The organism is Erythrobacter sp. S259, assembly GCF_057364965.1.
Map to the genome: position 1 here is coordinate 184,607 of NZ_CP200286.1, position 14,869 is coordinate 199,475.

Annotated in this window: 15 protein-coding genes; 5 read left to right on the forward strand and 10 right to left on the reverse strand. The window is 56.9% G+C overall.

The annotated features are described in order from the left end of the window. Window positions 1-2: 2 nt before the first annotated feature. The gene (locus AC0V60_RS00775; protein ID WP_486176658.1) at window positions 3-1,073 is read right to left on the reverse strand and encodes an efflux RND transporter periplasmic adaptor subunit; all 1,071 of its coding nucleotides are present in this window, start codon (window positions 1,071-1,073) and stop codon (window positions 3-5) included. After that, entirely contained in the window at window positions 1,073-2,860 is a 1,788-nt protein-coding gene (locus AC0V60_RS00780; RefSeq protein WP_486176659.1) for an ABC transporter transmembrane domain-containing protein, read from the reverse strand. Before AC0V60_RS00780 ends, AC0V60_RS00775 begins: the two co-directional genes overlap by 1 nt. Window positions 2,861-2,975: 115 nt before the next feature. On the opposite strand from AC0V60_RS00780, the gene AC0V60_RS00785 reads away from it, so the two are divergent. The 4 genes from AC0V60_RS00785 to AC0V60_RS00800 all read left to right on the forward strand — a co-directional run bounded on the left by AC0V60_RS00785 (window position 2,976) and on the right by AC0V60_RS00800 (window position 7,651). Then, the gene (locus AC0V60_RS00785) at window positions 2,976-3,542 is read left to right on the forward strand and encodes an FAD-dependent oxidoreductase (protein WP_486176660.1); all 567 of its coding nucleotides are present in this window, start codon (window positions 2,976-2,978) and stop codon (window positions 3,540-3,542) included. An 84-nt stretch (window positions 3,543-3,626) separates the two neighbouring features. After that, window positions 3,627-5,765: an FAD-dependent oxidoreductase gene (locus tag AC0V60_RS00790; protein ID WP_486176661.1), complete on the forward strand. Its 2,139-nt coding sequence runs from the start codon at window positions 3,627-3,629 to the stop codon at window positions 5,763-5,765. Window positions 5,766-5,777: 12 nt separating this feature from the next. After that, complete coding sequence (locus AC0V60_RS00795) at window positions 5,778-7,049, forward strand: NupC/NupG family nucleoside CNT transporter (RefSeq protein ID WP_486176662.1); 1,272 nt, start codon at window positions 5,778-5,780, stop codon at window positions 7,047-7,049. Then, the gene (locus AC0V60_RS00800) at window positions 7,025-7,651 is read left to right on the forward strand and encodes a CDP-alcohol phosphatidyltransferase family protein (protein WP_486176663.1); all 627 of its coding nucleotides are present in this window, start codon (window positions 7,025-7,027) and stop codon (window positions 7,649-7,651) included. The genes AC0V60_RS00795 and AC0V60_RS00800 overlap by 25 nt, the downstream gene beginning before the upstream one ends. A 3-nt stretch (window positions 7,652-7,654) precedes the next feature. On the opposite strand, the gene AC0V60_RS00805 is transcribed toward AC0V60_RS00800, so the two are convergent. After that, the gene (locus AC0V60_RS00805) at window positions 7,655-8,497 is read right to left on the reverse strand and encodes a DUF1499 domain-containing protein (protein WP_486176664.1); all 843 of its coding nucleotides are present in this window, start codon (window positions 8,495-8,497) and stop codon (window positions 7,655-7,657) included. 294 nt (window positions 8,498-8,791) lie between these two features. Here AC0V60_RS00805 and AC0V60_RS00810 point away from each other — a divergent pair, with 294 nt between their 5' ends. Beyond that, a complete protein-coding gene (locus tag AC0V60_RS00810; protein ID WP_486176665.1) occupies window positions 8,792-9,262 on the forward strand; it encodes a c-type cytochrome in 471 nt (156 codons plus the stop codon). Window positions 9,263-9,373: 111 nt separating this feature from the next. On the opposite strand, the gene hemA is transcribed toward AC0V60_RS00810, so the two are convergent. The 7 genes from hemA to puhA are packed head-to-tail and all read right to left on the reverse strand — an operon-like array spanning window position 9,374 to window position 14,831. Continuing rightward, the gene (hemA, locus tag AC0V60_RS00815; RefSeq protein ID WP_486176666.1) at window positions 9,374-10,609 is read right to left on the reverse strand and encodes a 5-aminolevulinate synthase; all 1,236 of its coding nucleotides are present in this window, start codon (window positions 10,607-10,609) and stop codon (window positions 9,374-9,376) included. Between the two features lie 42 nt (window positions 10,610-10,651). Then, window positions 10,652-11,446: a putative photosynthetic complex assembly protein PuhE gene (puhE, locus tag AC0V60_RS00820; protein ID WP_486176667.1), complete on the reverse strand. Its 795-nt coding sequence runs from the start codon at window positions 11,444-11,446 to the stop codon at window positions 10,652-10,654. Then, entirely contained in the window at window positions 11,440-12,525 is a 1,086-nt protein-coding gene (acsF, locus tag AC0V60_RS00825; protein WP_486176668.1) for a magnesium-protoporphyrin IX monomethyl ester (oxidative) cyclase, read from the reverse strand. Before acsF ends, puhE begins: the two co-directional genes overlap by 7 nt. Then, window positions 12,522-12,860, reverse strand: a complete 339-nt coding sequence (locus AC0V60_RS00830) for a hypothetical protein (protein ID WP_486176669.1) — start codon at window positions 12,858-12,860, stop codon at window positions 12,522-12,524. Before AC0V60_RS00830 ends, acsF begins: the two co-directional genes overlap by 4 nt. Then, window positions 12,860-13,342, reverse strand: coding sequence for a photosynthetic complex assembly protein PuhC (gene puhC / locus AC0V60_RS00835; protein WP_486176670.1), 483 nt, complete (start codon window positions 13,340-13,342; stop codon window positions 12,860-12,862). Before puhC ends, AC0V60_RS00830 begins: the two co-directional genes overlap by 1 nt. After that, complete coding sequence (puhB, locus tag AC0V60_RS00840) at window positions 13,339-14,007, reverse strand: photosynthetic complex putative assembly protein PuhB (protein ID WP_486176671.1); 669 nt, start codon at window positions 14,005-14,007, stop codon at window positions 13,339-13,341. Before puhB ends, puhC begins: the two co-directional genes overlap by 4 nt. After that, on the reverse strand, window positions 13,998-14,831 hold the full coding sequence (puhA, locus tag AC0V60_RS00845) for a photosynthetic reaction center subunit H (protein ID WP_486176672.1): 834 nt from the start codon (window positions 14,829-14,831) through the stop codon (window positions 13,998-14,000). The genes puhB and puhA overlap by 10 nt, the downstream gene beginning before the upstream one ends. Between the last annotated feature and the right edge of the window lie 38 nt (window positions 14,832-14,869).

Genomic DNA, 14,869 nt, shown 5'->3' on the forward strand with positions numbered 1-14,869 from the left:
CGTTAAGCGCCCGTTGCCGAAGGGGTTTGAAGGGCAGCGGCGGTTCCGGATGCAGGAACCTGGGGCGGGAAGTTGTTGAGTTGACGCCACAATTCGAAGCCAACCGGCACCGTTTCCAAAAGGACCCAAGCGCGCACAACTGTACCAAAGCGCGCAAAGCGTTCGTCAGGCCACTTTTGTTCAGCGCCGGAATCCTCAGCAATGACAACGCGGAATCTACCGTCAGGCTGAGCCACTTGATCAACCAAAGCGACCACGCCGGGGAATGTGCCGATTGCGACAGAGGGCCAGCCGCTGAATTGGACAGCGGGCCAACCTTCGAATTCAACCCGCGCCTCTTCACCCGGCTGGATCAAAGCAACATCGCGGCCATCGACGAAGACCTCTACCACGCGGGTTTGCGCCTCGGGAACGAAGGTTGCGAGCACTTGGCCAGCGTTCACAAAGGTGGCTGCATCGCCAGCGTTAATGCTCTGAATAAAGCCGTCACGCGGCGCTGTCACAAGCTGCTCTGATTGGCGGGCTAGATTGGTTTCAGAGCGCGCCAAAGACCCTTGTGCCACTGCCACCCGGCCGCGCATTTCCTCCACCCGGATCTGCGCTTGTTCATAATCGCGCCGCGCCGAAAGGCCTGCCTCGAACAATTCGCGCATACGTCGAAGATCGATTTCAGCGGTTGCAAGCGCGTTCTTGGACGTTTGCAATTGCACCTCGACTTGGCCCCGCTCAGCTCTTAGCCGTTCAACGAGATTGCGGTCGATATCGGCTATGCGAACGATCGGGTCGCCTTTCTCAACGCGGGCCCCATCTGCCACAAACCATTCATCAATGCGCCCATCAACCAGCGCATTGATCTCTTGTTGGCGCTCATTCGGGTTCAGCGTTGTGACCACGCCCTGGCCCGCTGTTGTCTGCACCCATGGCACATAGACAAGGAACAGCGCTGTTATCAGCATGCCGATCAGCAGGGTAAACAGCACGGTGCGAAACACCCGAGGTTTGCGCACGGCTTTGAGCGCGGTGAATTTCTCGCGCTCTTCATCAAGGTGGGGCAAGTGGATTTGGACAGCCATTACCCTTCTCCCACAAGAGAGGCACCTGAGGTGGAACTGGGTGCTGGATATAGCAGGCGGGGCCCAGAGCCAGGGCGGTTGGGATCATCGCTTTGCGCCGCCAAAAATTCATCAAGATTGGCGAAGCACCGCTGTCTGTCAGCTTCCATATAGAGGAATTCATCGAACCCAAAATCTGTGCGCCGGCCAGAGAAATAGATGACGGTAGAATAAGATTGGCTGCGAAGATCACGAATAGCCCGTGCAATGTCATGCTCTTCGACGAGGTCATAAAGCTGGCTAAGCACAAGAATTCGCGGACGCTCAAGCAGCGCATTGGCGAGCTTCAATTGCTGGAGTTCGACGGCGGACAGAGGCCATCCGGTGTGCGCAATTGGGGTGTCGAGCCCTTTGTCGAGGCTAGATATGGTTGCGATAAGCCCTACGGTCTCTAGTGCACCCATCATCCGGCTGCTCGCAGTGTCTTTGCACGATAATCCAAGGTATTCGCGGATGGTCATGCCAACAAAGCTGGGGCGTTCAAGGACATGCACGTCCTTACGCAGGTTGTAGGCAGCCAGATCGGACACATCCACGCCGCCCATGGTGATAAAGCCGCTGGAGGTGCGGGTGTGGAGCTTGATGAGATTGGTGAAAAGGCGCTGAATTCCGTGGTTGCTGGCGCGCGCCATGACTATTGAGCCGCTTGAGATTTCAAAGTTGAACTCGACCTTTTCGCCGCGCGCTGTGCCTTTCGCGCCTTTGAGCACGAGCGTGTGGTCATCACCTGGCATTTCAGCGGCTGTGCTGGGCGGTTCTTGTTCAACTTCGTAGAACAGCGAGATTTCCTCGACCGCTGCACAAAGATCATAAAAATACGTGAGATAAGTGCCCAATTGCGCAACACCAAAAAAGGCGACCGAAAGCACGAGTTCGGCTGCGACCAATTGTCCAAGGGTCAATTGCCCTTGGATCACCAGCCACCCACCAAGCCCAAGAAGTGCCGCACTGGCTCCAGCATAAAGCAACAGAAAAGCTAGGGTCTGCGAGAAATGATTGCGGAAATGGCGGCGATGCGCCTTGAGGTACTGATGCGTAAATTTGTCGCTTCGCTCGATGGCGTGGTCGATCCGGCGCTGAGATTTGAAAAAGCCGTTTGAGCCGCCAATCGTCTCGAGCCAATTGGCGGTTTCATGTTTAGCGTGGCTAAGGTCGATTCCAGTGCGCACAGCGCGCGCGCCCCACACCAGCCAAATCACCCAGATGAGCGCTGACATGACAAGCGTAAAGACAAGGAAGAGCGGATGGTAGAGCGACACAAGGACAAAGCCGACGGCCACTTGCAAAACCACTGAAAACCCGCCGATGAACAGGACGGGGACCGATTTTTGTACGATAATCACATCGAAATACCGATTGAAGAGCGCGGAGGACTTGCGGTCGGCGAAAAACGGGTCCTGCGCATAGACCGATAAAAGCGAAATCTCAGACACCATGCGCGCGTAAAAATGACGCTGGAACATTTCCATCAAATGGATGCGCAAAGCATAAAGAAGGCCGAACAAGATCAGCAGGCCAAACAAAGTCAGCGACAAAACAACGAGAGGCGCTGCCAAAGCCGTGTTGGCGACAGTATTGACCAAGAACTGAACTGAAATCGGCGTAGCGAGTGACAACAGGCTCACACCAATGCCATACACAATGGCAAGGCCGTAAAAGCTGCGCTCGGGTTTCATGATCTCAACGAAGGTCCGGAAAAAATGGACCAGTGAGATCTGGGAACCTTTACTGGGTGCCTCGAGAGCCATGATTGTCCTTCTGATCAATCAATACCAAAGCTCCGGTGTTCGAGACCGGCGCGGGGAATTGTGAAATTTTGTACTGACGAAACGCACAGAGGGGGGCTAATGTTCCTGTGCAGGTATGACGCGCCGCCAGGTTCTATATTGGCCTTCCAGATTAGGCCGCATGGTGAAACAGGAGCTTTGTCGTCAAGGCATCGCGGTATTGGCGGAAAACGCTGTGATGGAAGGCGAGAGGATCGCGGCGCCGTCATGCCGCTTGGATGAAATGGACTTGATCATCGCAGCTCTAGGCAGCGGCGCTCCTCCATGGGCGTCCAAAGGGGGTTTGGCGACAAACGCTCAAGGCTTTATCGCCGCCGATCAATATCAGCGTTCGATCTCGCACTCAAATGCCTTTGCGATTGGTGATGTCGCCCAGCGGCAAGACCGCGATGTCGCCCATTCGGGCGTTCATGCCGTAATGGCAGGGTCGGTCCATGCGCGAAACTTGCGCGCGGTTCTCAACGGGCAAAAGCCGCGCGGGGTATGCAGGCCGCGGCGTGCCAGCCTCTATCTCCTTTCGGCCGGCAATGGCAGCGCCATTTTGAGCTATGGACCGTTTGCCGCACAGGGGCGCTGGGTCGCAAAGCTGAAGGCGAGCATCGACAAGCGCAGGATTTCCCAATACGCATCGCTCTCGCGCTGAGGGCTGCGGCGCTTTAATCGCAAGAACGGCCTTGGCGAAATGGAACGCGAGGCGCGCATTTGAGCGTCCGGCAAAGGGGTTCTTGTGAAGAAAGTTTTGATACTGGCCGCTCTTGCGGCGCTGGTTGCTGCCTATTTCTTCTTCGACTTGGGTCAATATCTTACCATCGACGGGATCAAAGGCGTCGTGGCGGACGTCCAGGCCTTTTACGAAGAGAACCAGATAGTGGTGCTCGCAGTCTTCTTCGCAATTTATGTCGGGGTAACGGCCGCTTCGCTTCCAGGCGCAGCGATCATGACGTTGGCGGCGGGGGCGTTGTTCGGGCTTGTCCTGGGCACGATCCTCGTGTCGTTTGCCTCCACACTTGGAGCGACGCTCGCGTTCCTGTCGTCGCGCTTCGTGCTGCGCGATACGATTGAGGCACGCTTTGGTGATCGTCTGAAAACGATCAATCAGGGATTGGAGCGCGATGGAGCGTTCTACCTCTTTACCCTGCGTATGATCCCGGCGTTTCCGTTCTTCGTTATCAACCTCGTAATGGGTTTAACGCGGATCAAAACGTGGACCTTTGTTTGGGTGAGCCAGATCGGGATGCTGCTTGGCACGATTGTTTTCGTCAACGCCGGCACGCAATTGGCTCAGATAGAGAGCACGTCTGGGCTTTTGTCACCTGTCCTCATCGGAAGCTTTGTCCTTCTCGCTATTGTTCCGTGGATTGCAAAGGCTACCGTCGGATTTATTCAGCGCCAGAAGGTCTACAAAGGCTACACTAAGCCCAAGTCCTACGACCGCAATATGGTCATCATTGGCGCAGGCGCGGCAGGGCTAGTTTCTGCAATCATCGGCTCCACGGTGAAGGCCAAGGTCACTCTGGTCGAGAGCCACAAGATGGGAGGGGATTGTCTCAACTATGGCTGTGTGCCGTCCAAGGCGCTGATCAAAAGTGCCAAGGTCGCAAGCCAAATGCGCAATGCCGACAAATACGGGCTTGAGCCGCATGAGCCCAAGGTGCCCTTCAAGCAAACCATTGCCCGCGTCATGGAAGCGATCAAAACGATTGAGCCGATGGACAGCCCTGAGCGTTTTGAGAAGATGGGTGTCGATGTGCAATTGGGCTACGCCACGATCATTGATCCGTGGACGGTTGAAATTGCGCGCGATGATGGCAACACCATTCGCCAGACCACGCGATCAATCATCATCGCGGCAGGCGCTGCACCGTTCGTGCCTGATATTCCTGGGCTTGAGGGATCGGGTTATCTCACCTCTGACACAATGTGGGATGCTTTTGCCGAGATGGATGCGCCGCCAAAGCGGGTTGCGATACTTGGTGGTGGCCCTATCGGCTGTGAAATCTCGCAGGCCCTCGCGCGCCTTGGTTCGAGTGTCACTCAGATTGAGAGGTCCGACCGGGTCCTCGGGCGGGAAGACGCTGAGGTCTCCGATCTTGCCAAGACCGCATTGGAGGATGCTGGCGTGTCGGTTCTCACCGGCCACGAAGCGGTAAAGGTCGAGGGCGGGGCGGTACACACGAAGCATGACGGCGGCGAAGCGCAGGTGCGGTTTGAGGTCCTAATCGTCGCGGTGGGACGTGCCGCTCGGCTCACCGGCTATGGCCTCGAAGAGCTAGGCATCGACACCACCAAAACCGTCAACACCGACGAATTCCTCGCGACCAAATTCCCCAACATCTACGCTTGCGGAGACGTTGCAGGGCCGTACCAATTCACCCATGTCGCCAGCCATCAAGCCTGGTTCGCCAGTGTCAATGCGCTGTTCGGCATGTTCAAGCGGTTCAAGGCGGACTATTCGGTCATCCCGGCCGTCACCTTCCTCGACCCCGAAATTGCACGTGTTGGCATCAACGAAGCGGAGGCCAAAGAGCAGGGCATTGCGTATGATGTCACCGAATATGAAATCGGCGAACTCGACCGGGCCATTGCCGAGAATGAGCGCAAGGGCTTTGTTAAAGTGCTGACCGTGAAGGACAAAGACGCCATCCTTGGCGCGACCATCGCGGGGCATAATGCGGGCGAGATGCTGGCCGAATATACGCTTGCGATGAAGCACAAGCTGGGCCTCAATAAGATCCTTGGCACCATCCATCCCTACCCCACCATGGCCGAGGGCAACAAATTTGCCGCAGGCGAATGGAAGAAGGCAAGGAAGCCTGAAAAGCTGCTTTCATGGGTGGAGAAATACCACGATTGGCTGCGCGGTTAAGGCGCGGACGACGTGGAGTATTTCGACCATTTTCGCGGAATTCTCGGCATCGCGGTGCTGCTGCTTCTCGCATGGGGGCTGAGCGAAAACCGGGAAGGACGGCCAAGCGCTAAATGGATATTGGGCGCGCTTGGATTGCAACTCGCGCTGGCGCTGTTGATCGTCCGCGTGCCTTTCGTCTGGGATGTTATCACCCTTGCCAATGAAGGGGTGACCGCGATTGAACGAGCGACGTTGGCGGGTTCATCCTACATGTTCGGCTATCTTGGCGGGGCGGACCTGCCGTTTGAGGTCAAAGAAGGCGCGCAGCCGCCATTGGTGATTGCGTTTCAAATCCTGCCGCTTGTGATCGTGTTCTCCGCATTGGCCGCGCTGCTGTGGCATTGGGGCGTGCTGCGCTGGCTCGTAAACGGTCTTTCCTTCCTCCTTCGCCGCACCCTTGGGGTGAGCGGAGTTGTGGGCCTTTCGGGCGGTGCAAACATGTTCCTTGGCGTTGTTGAAAGCCCGCTTGCGGTGCGCGCTTACTTTGCCAAGATGAGCCGCGCGGAATTGTTCCAAGTCATGGTGCTGGCCATGGCGACGATCTCTGGCGCGATCCTCATCCTTTACGCGACCACTTTGCGCGAAACCGTGCCCGATGCAGTCGGCCATATGATTTCAGCCTCGCTCGTCTCGCTTCCCGCCGCGCTTCTGATCGCAAAGCTTATGGTGCCCGGTTCCGGCGAAGACGAAGCGACCGAAACGCAAGGAGGCGAAGAGGGGCTCAAATACGAAAGCAGCATCGACGCCGTGGTCAAAGGCACCATGGACGGGATGCAATTGTTCCTGGCCGTTATCGCCGTGATCATCGTGGTTTTCGCGCTGGTTTCGCTTACTGACCAAGTGCTCGCCCTGTTTCCGCTCGTCGGTGACGACCCCCTCACATTAAAGCGCATATTCGGCTGGATATTTGCGCCCTTTATGTGGCTCATGGGAGTTCCTTGGGGCGAGGCTCAGGCAGCTGGCGGATTGATGGGTACAAAGGCGGTTCTCAACGAATATGTCGCTTACCTTGAACTCGCCGCGCTCCCAGACGACACATTCTCCCCGCGCAGCCTGCTTATCGTCACCTATGCGCTGTGCGGTGTTGCGAATTTGGCCAGCGTTGGCCTCCTCGTCTCCACTATTGGCACTCTGTGCCCACAGCGCCGCGCGGAGGCCGCAGGGCTTGGCTTGAAAAGCTGGATCGCAGGCAATATCGCCACGGCTATGACGGGCGCTTGGATTGGTTTGGTGACGTTCTAGTGTTTGATGCAAAGCTCCGCCCGCTGATTGATCCGCCGCTCAATGCAGCAGGGCGCGCATTGGCAAGGGCCGGTGTGAGCGCCAATATGCTGACCTTTGCGGGACTTGCGATGGGGCTTTGCGGGGCGGCGGCCATAGCGTTTGGGCACATATGGGCAGGTCTTGCGCTGATCATCGCCAACCGGCTTCTCGACGGCCTTGATGGAGCAGTTGCCCGGGCGAGCGCACCCACGCCGCTCGGAGGGTATTTCGATATCGTCGCAGACTTCGCCTTTTACGTGAGCGTGCCGGTCGCGTTCGGCGTCCTAGCAAGCGCGAATACGCTGCCCGCGCTCGTGCTCGTGGCCAGTTTCGTCCTAACCGGAGTAAGCTTCCTGGCCTTCGCTGTGGTCGCCGCACAGCATGGCAAAGAAACTGAGGCGCATGGCAAGAAGAGCTTTTTCTACTCAACGGGCCTCGCCGAAGGAGGCGAGACCATAGCGGTCTTTATCGCCATGTGCGTGTTCCCTGCACACTTCGCGATCATAGCTTACGTCTATGCCGGGCTCTGCGTCCTAACCGTGTTCCAGCGCAGCGCGTTGGCAGCCGCCACGTTCAAATAACCCTCAGCGCTGACCGATTTGTTCTGCGACTTTCTCGCGAAGTTCGGCAATGCGCGCGGCATTGGCTCCAAGGTCGCTGGTGCCAACACGGCTGACAGAGCGGAAGTCGATTTCATTCTCGCCAATGCGGGCCACAACATCGTCTTTAAATCCGTACCAGAACGTGACCGCAACACCTTCGACGCGGCCGTTTTCCGCATCTCGGCGAATGGCCTCAAAGCCCATGCTATCCATCGCAGCCGCAACCGCTGCTACGGCATCCTCGCGGCCCGCTCCGCCGAGCGGCAGCGGGCGAAGATCTGCATAGGTTTCAGTGATGAATTGCGCGTGGTTCTTGATCTGAAACTCAGGTGGGCTCCCTGCGAATTTCTTAAGTTCACCAAAGGGGACTTGATAATCGTTCACTAGATTGGCCCCTTCGGCCTCGCGCTCAGCCATTACATCAGCCGAAAACGTCGGCGCAGAGCCTGTATCTGTCGCCACATCATAGATCGGATTTGCCGACGCGGTGGCCGATACCGACTGGCCGAAAAGGACGAAGCCCAAAGGAACAACCAATCCCAAAATCGCAGACGCAATTACAAGTTTGTTGCGAGGGCGCTTAACGCCGTCTGCCTTCTGCGCTTTGCGGCCTGACCAATTGATAAGGCCGACAATCAAGGAAATCAACGCAACCACAGCCACAATTCCGACCAAGAATGGCCCGGCCGTCAAAGTCATCGCATCAAGCCCTACCATCCAGCTCCACAGGCCGAATTTCGCGCCCAGGGCTGCGATCATAAAATAGAGCGGGAGGAATGCCGTGAGGGCAAGTGTGAGTTTGGTATACCATGGCAGTTTTTTCATAGCGCTGAGTATTTAGCGCCGCCATGCTCAAAGGCAATCCACCACACGCATGTTGTGCCCGCCAGTCGGCAATCGCTTGGCCCTTAACGCTGGCGCAAAAATATTGCGAAACTTTTTGGAACCAGCCCAATGGCTGCTCGTTTGTCATTTGAGTTCAACTGAGTTTTCTCTTGAGAGCTCGTTGAATTACGGCGGCAATTCCTCTAGATTGCCCCCGTGGGATACAGATAAGACGGGTTCGCCTTCCATTGCTTGAGCGGGTCTGTCTCGAATGTGAAAAGGGAATGAAGTCCTATGCGTAAGATTGTTATGAGCGCTGCCCTCGTGCCTGCTGTACTCGCACTCGCAGCGTGCGGCGGCAAAGAGCCTGAAGCTGAAGCTCCTGCCGAGGCAGAGGAAGAAGTTGCTGAAGAGGTGGCCGAAGAGCCTGCCGCTGACGTGGCGTTTGCTGACCTCACCGGCGATGCCGCTGCTGGCGAAACGGTGTTTGCTCAGTGCCGCACCTGTCACCTTGTCGAAGAAGGCAAGAACGGCGTTGGCCCATCGCTTTATGGTATCATCGGCCGCGCAGCTGGTTCGATCGAAGGCTTCAACTATTCTGATGCCAACAAAGGCTCAGGCGTCACCTGGACCCCAGAAGTGATGTTTGAGTATCTCGAAGCACCGCGGGACTTTATGCCCGGCACGCGGATGGCCTTCCCGGGTCTCAAAAACCCGCAAGACCGCGCTGACGTCATCGCATATCTTGATGCGACCGACGACTAAGCCTCACGGTTTCATCCCGGTTTGATGCTGGGTACAAAAAAGGGCTCCGCGGCGAATGTCACGGGTCCCTTTTTTTGTGTCTGCCGCCATAGGGTCAGGCTGTAAATGGGATCATGCCGCGATACGTCCGCGTGCAAGTTCGCACTGTGACCAGATTTCGCTGAGCGCCGCGATAAGCCGCGTGATATCGCCTGTATCGTGCACAGGTGACGGCGTCAGGCGCAGGCGCTCTGTTCCAACGGGCACAGTCGGATAGTTGATCGGCTGCACATAGATGCCGTGATTGTCCATCAGCCAATCGCTGATCATCTTACACTTGGCCGCATCGCCCACCATCACCGGAATGATGTGGCTGGGATTGGGCAAGTGCGGGATGTTCATCATGTCGAGCTGACGGCGCACTTCGGCAACGCGCTCCTTTTGCAGGTCGCGCTCTTTGCTGCTTTCCTTCAGGTGACGAATGCTCGCCGCAGCGCCCGCAGCGACCGCTGGGGGAAGGGCGGTTGAGAAGATAAAGCCGCTGGCAAAGCTGCGCACGAAATCCACCAGATCACGGTTGGCCGCGATATAGCCGCCCATAACACCGAACGCCTTGCCAAGCGTGCCTTCGATCACGGTGATCCGGTCCATAAGACCTTCTTGTTCCGCAACCCCGCCGCCGCGCGGGCCGTAGAGACCAACGCCGTGGACTTCGTCGATATAGCTCATTGCGCCGTGTTTCTCGCATACGTCCAATATCTCGGCGATGGGAGCAATATCGCCGTCCATCGAATAGACGCTTTCGAATGCGACCAGCTTGGGAGTGTCCGCGGGGTACTCTGAAAGAAGCCGGTCGAGGTCTTCGACATCGTTGTGCTTCCACACCTTATAGGGCGCGCGTGAATGGCGGATGCCTTCGATCATGCTTGCGTGGTTCAGCGCATCGGAGAACACAACGCAGCCCGGGATCTTATTCGCCAAAGTGCCAAGGCCTGCCCAGTTGGAGACATATCCGCTCGTGAACAAAAGCGCGGCTTCCTTGCCGTGCAAATCGGCTAGCTCGGCCTCTAGTTCGACGTGATAGTGATTGGTGCCTGAAATGTTGCGCGTGCCCCCTGCGCCCGCGCCGCATTCGTCGAGCGTTGCGTGCATCGCTTCGATCACCTTGGGGTGCTGTCCCATGCCCAGATAGTCATTTGAGCACCAGACTGTAACAGCCTGAGTCACGGTTTGCTCGGTCTTATCTTCGACAAAGCGGGTTGCGTGCGGGAATTTCCCGCAGTGCCGCTTGATATCGGTGAAGACGCGGTAGCGCCCCTCTTCGCGAACGCTGTCCAGCTGCTCGGCGAAAAATTGATCAAAATCCATGGGTATCCCCCCGTCCAGTCTTAGTCTTGTTTTGGTTATTCATTATGCAGGATCGCTCCTGCGTTTAAAGGCCCAGCCCCACAGCATCCCATCTCTGAAGGGAAGCGCAAGGAATAGATGTTCTAACCCGCCCAAAAGGCACAGCGCGGTAATGAGGCTTGCACCCACCATTTCCGGGCTTCCCGCAGGCGCGGCCATTGCAAGGCTCGCAAACCATGCAGAAATCGCGGCGATTGCAGCGATGGATGCGCCCAGCAAAAGTGTCATACGGTTGGGTCCAAAGTAGCTTTTGAGGTAGCCCAAATGCTCGGGCATCATCTCGAGCGATGAATTGGGCACGCCTACGAAGAGATTGATCTTGGAAGATAGCCTTAGGCCGAACATGACAACAAACACCGAGGCCCCGATTTGGTTGGGGGCATTCCACGAAAGCGATATCAGCATGAGCGCCGTGAGGGCGAGGGCCAATTCATGGTGCATGACCGCAGCGCTCGCCTGGGTAAAGCGTTCAACGCCGCGCGCGCCTAAGGATTGGGCCTCGCGGCGGGGGCCTGCGGCTGCCCCTGTGAGAAAGCCGATCTCATGCCAGCCCCAAACCATCAATGCGCCCACAAAGCTGAGATAGACCGCCGCAACGCTAGTGCTTGAAGAGGTAAGCATGATTGCAACGAGCCCTGCGATGCCTGCCGCGCCGCCTATCGCAACGCTGCGGCGGAAAGCCCCGCGCGCACGGCTATCGACCCCATTGCTCACCGAAAAAGCGATAAGCCCGGTTGCCATAAACCAAATGGCCAGCGTCACGATAAACGGGACAATATGACCGGTCCAGCTTACCACGCAGGATGAAGCCTGATTGTCGCTGGCAGCGCATGTGTTTTGGGCCGCTGGAAATACATCCGCGCAAAGTTGTAGCCAGCACCTGCCATGCCGCCAACACGCTTCATAAGGCCGCCGATGCCGCCTTGCGCTTTGCCATCTTCGATCCGCAGAGCTGCTTGGCGCAGCGCCTCCATCCGGGCGCGGAATTTCGGGTTGTCGATGTCGAGTTCGACCGGATAGACCTGCCGAGCAATTTTGTTGCAGATATCGAAGACTTCGTAATCATACTCGGTCGGGTCAACGCCGAGCGCCTTATGGAATACGGGCCGGTCGTGATCGCGCACATACATGGTGGCGTAGACCGACAAGAGGAAGAAACGGATCCACAATTTATTGCGGCCTTCCAATAGCTTGGGGTCAGCGCGCATCAGCATCGCGAACGCTTCGCCATGGCGGAACTCATCATTGCACCATTCTTCAAACCAATCGAAGATCGGGTGAAACTTGTTCTCCGGGTGTTTTTCGAGGTGCCGGTAGATCGTGATGTAGCGCGCATATCCAATCTTTTCAGACAGATAGACCGCGTACCAGATGAATTTCGGGCGGAAATAGGTGTACTTTTTCGTCTTTGTCAGAAAACCCAAATCAACGCCAATGCCAGCGTCCTTAAGGCTCTCATTGATAAAGCCTGCATGGCGGCTTTCGTCGCGAGCGAGCAGTTTGAAGAGCTGTTTCACGTCCGGGTTTTTGGTGCGCCGGGCAATCTCTGCATAAAGCACGCAGCCGGAAAATTCCGAAGTCATCGAGCTGACGAGGAAATCGGTGAATTCGGCGCGCAGTTCCGGCTCCATCCCCTCGATGATGCCTGCAAAATCATCCTTGTGGCGAAAGTGCGTCTTGTTGGGATCACCCACCATATCAGCGATAAGCTGGTCCCACTCCTCACGCACAAGGCTCACATCAATCGCGTCGAGCGCGTCAAAATCGGTGGTGTAGAAACGCGGCGTCAGCACAGTGTCCTGCGTCGCCAGAGCCATCGCCTCATCGCTGGTCATCATATGGCCGGGTTCAGCCTTGATCTGTGCATGAGCGTTCATTTGATCCTCCCAGCGTTAAAGCTGACTTCGTAGAGTTCGGCAAAGTCAAAGTAGGCCGCAAATTTGGTGAGCACCCGCATCACCGGCCCAGCGCGCGTCACAGTGGCGGTGCGATTGAACACTTCGCGGCTGCCGAACGGGATGGAAATCGGAGCGCCGTGGACCTGCACCTTGTCGCCTGACTCCATTGTGATGGTTTCAGGCAATTCGACATGCGCGTGAAAATGCAAAGAGCTTTGCTCCACCGTGATCGTGCAAGGCGCATCGAACACGCGTGTGCCGGGCGGGGTAAACCCGCCCATATCAGCCGATCCCTTGACTGCTATGCTCGCCATTAGCTGACTCCGTCGTTTAGAAAGTTTGCGAAAGTTTGGCGGTTGCCATCACCAAAAGAGTGAAGCTCAACGCTTTCACCCGTTGCCGGGTCGAGCAGGGTGAGCATGCCATTGTCCCACTCGATCAGCTCAAACGGCACTTCGCGTCCCAAACCCTTGATGCGGCGCTGATAGGTGAGGCTGCGCAGTGTTGTACGCACAAAGCCGCCGGTGCCTGGGCCAAAGCGTCCAACTTCTGTCCCATCGCTCGCGTCTTCGACGCGCACTGTCCCGTCCGCTTCGTCAAAGAAGTAAAGCGGGCGTTCGGATGCCTTTGCAGTTCCCGCCTCGGCGCGCGCTTCACTGGGAATGGCTTGCCGTTCGAAAAAGCCAAAGGTCACCAGTGACGTGAGGAAGAGCGATGCTGCGATCAGGCTACCCATCATGATGAGAGGTACGCGGTGGACGGTGATCTCGTCCTCTTCATATTCGCGAACAATCACGCCGGAACTCCCTCAAAGTCAGCGTGGGCGGCGCCTGTGTCCAGCGCTGAATGCTCAATCGCTGCGTGCTTGGCGGCCGCGTTGGCCAGAATACTCGCTACCTTCTGCGCATCAGGCACGCTGCGCATCATCGGCTGAGGGCTGGTAAACCTCCATGGGCGTGCGTGCGGCCAAAGAAGCGCGTAGCCAAGCAGACGCTCGCCTGCGAGCGACAGGGAAATATCGCCATGCATCTGTCCGCGCGCCCGCAAATCAGCCGATGTCACATGCTTCAGCGGCACATTCACCCGCGTCTCAATCGCCATTCCAATGCGCATAATGAGCCGTGCATCGGTCAGGATATAAAGCGTAGTGCGAGCGCTTAGCCATGCCAGTCCGTAAAGGATCGCAACCGCCAGAACGCCGAGCACAGCGCACAAAATCGCCGTGCCCATATTGCCAAGAAGCACCGAGATCACGACGAGCGCCGCAAAATACAGCCCCACTGTACGTGTATGAAAAGCCGTGCGGGCAAGGACAGCCAAATCAGGCCGTCCTTTCCACAAAACCTTCTCTTGCAGGTCCGGCGTGCCCATGGGGTCACCAAAGGCCTTTGGACCTGCTTCTTCGAGCTCTTGTGCTGCCTTGGACAGCGTACGTTCTGGCAAGTTGTTGTTTAGATCCATGGCTCTGCACGCTCCGGCAGGGCATGGATGTAGCCGCCGCCATAGTAGGCCTGGATTTTGTCTTCTTCCAGGCGGGTGATCTGACCAGGGGTTTTGATAGCAGGAACGCTATCGAACTGGTCAGCGCGGATCGCTTCGATATCGATCAGCTCTTCTTGGTCATCGGGGATCGGAATAAGCTCACCAAGCAGGCCAAGCCATCTCTTGCCCTGCAAAGCGGCAAAGGCCATTGGCGCGAGCACTTTCTGGCCCGAGTTGGTGGTGACTTCCAGATAGCGAATGAGATGCTCTGATTGGTCAACCCAAACATCGCTCACCACGCCCGCTCTCTTCTTGTCAGCTGCATAGACAGAAAGACCCACTGGATTGCGGTCCATGGCAGCGATTTCCATTGGGTGAGCAGTCGCGCCAATGGGTACAATGCGGTTGTGGCCGTCCATGGTAAGGTCCGGATAATCCTCGCGCATCGCATAGGCAGCGGTGCCAAGACCATCGGCCATTGCATCGCCAGTAGGCTCCCAAGGAGCGCCAGCGCCCATAAAGGTTTGCTTGGCTGGAATGTTCTCTACTTTGGACAGCTCATCGCGGGGTACGCCTTCGGGTGAGTATGTGCCTCGCCCATGCGGCAGAACGAAGGTCTTGTCTTTCCCGTCGGTGAGCGGTTTCGCCCAATCGATAACACCGGTTTGCTCATGCTCGAGCGGATAGCCTTCTCGGCGGCTTTCGCGGTTCAAGTAAATCACCAGCCCGATGAAAAAGAACAGAAAGAGGAAAAAGGTCAGCTCGGCTACGTCGAAAAGCCCGGCAATATATACGTTACCCATGGTACTTCCTTTGGTCGTTAATTGCGTAAGGGCTCTGC

Excerpts from the sequence above, each read along its gene's own strand:
- AC0V60_RS00775 (WP_486176658.1), bottom strand. The coding sequence starts at position 1,073 with ATGGCTGTCCAAATCCACTTGCCCCACCTTGATGAAGAGCGCGAGAAA.
- AC0V60_RS00780 (WP_486176659.1), bottom strand. The coding sequence starts at position 2,860 with ATGGCTCTCGAGGCACCCAGTAAAGGTTCCCAGATCTCACTGGTCCAT.
- AC0V60_RS00785 (WP_486176660.1), top strand. The coding sequence starts at position 2,976 with ATGACGCGCCGCCAGGTTCTATATTGGCCTTCCAGATTAGGCCGCATG.
- AC0V60_RS00805 (WP_486176664.1), bottom strand. The coding sequence starts at position 8,497 with ATGAAAAAACTGCCATGGTATACCAAACTCACACTTGCCCTCACGGCA.
- AC0V60_RS00810 (WP_486176665.1), top strand. The coding sequence starts at position 8,792 with ATGCGTAAGATTGTTATGAGCGCTGCCCTCGTGCCTGCTGTACTCGCA.
- hemA (WP_486176666.1), bottom strand. The coding sequence starts at position 10,609 with ATGGATTTTGATCAATTTTTCGCCGAGCAGCTGGACAGCGTTCGCGAA.
- acsF (WP_486176668.1), bottom strand. The coding sequence starts at position 12,525 with ATGAACGCTCATGCACAGATCAAGGCTGAACCCGGCCATATGATGACC.
- AC0V60_RS00830 (WP_486176669.1), bottom strand. The coding sequence starts at position 12,860 with ATGGCGAGCATAGCAGTCAAGGGATCGGCTGATATGGGCGGGTTTACC.
- puhB (WP_486176671.1), bottom strand. The coding sequence starts at position 14,007 with ATGGATCTAAACAACAACTTGCCAGAACGTACGCTGTCCAAGGCAGCA.
- puhA (WP_486176672.1), bottom strand. The coding sequence starts at position 14,831 with ATGGGTAACGTATATATTGCCGGGCTTTTCGACGTAGCCGAGCTGACC.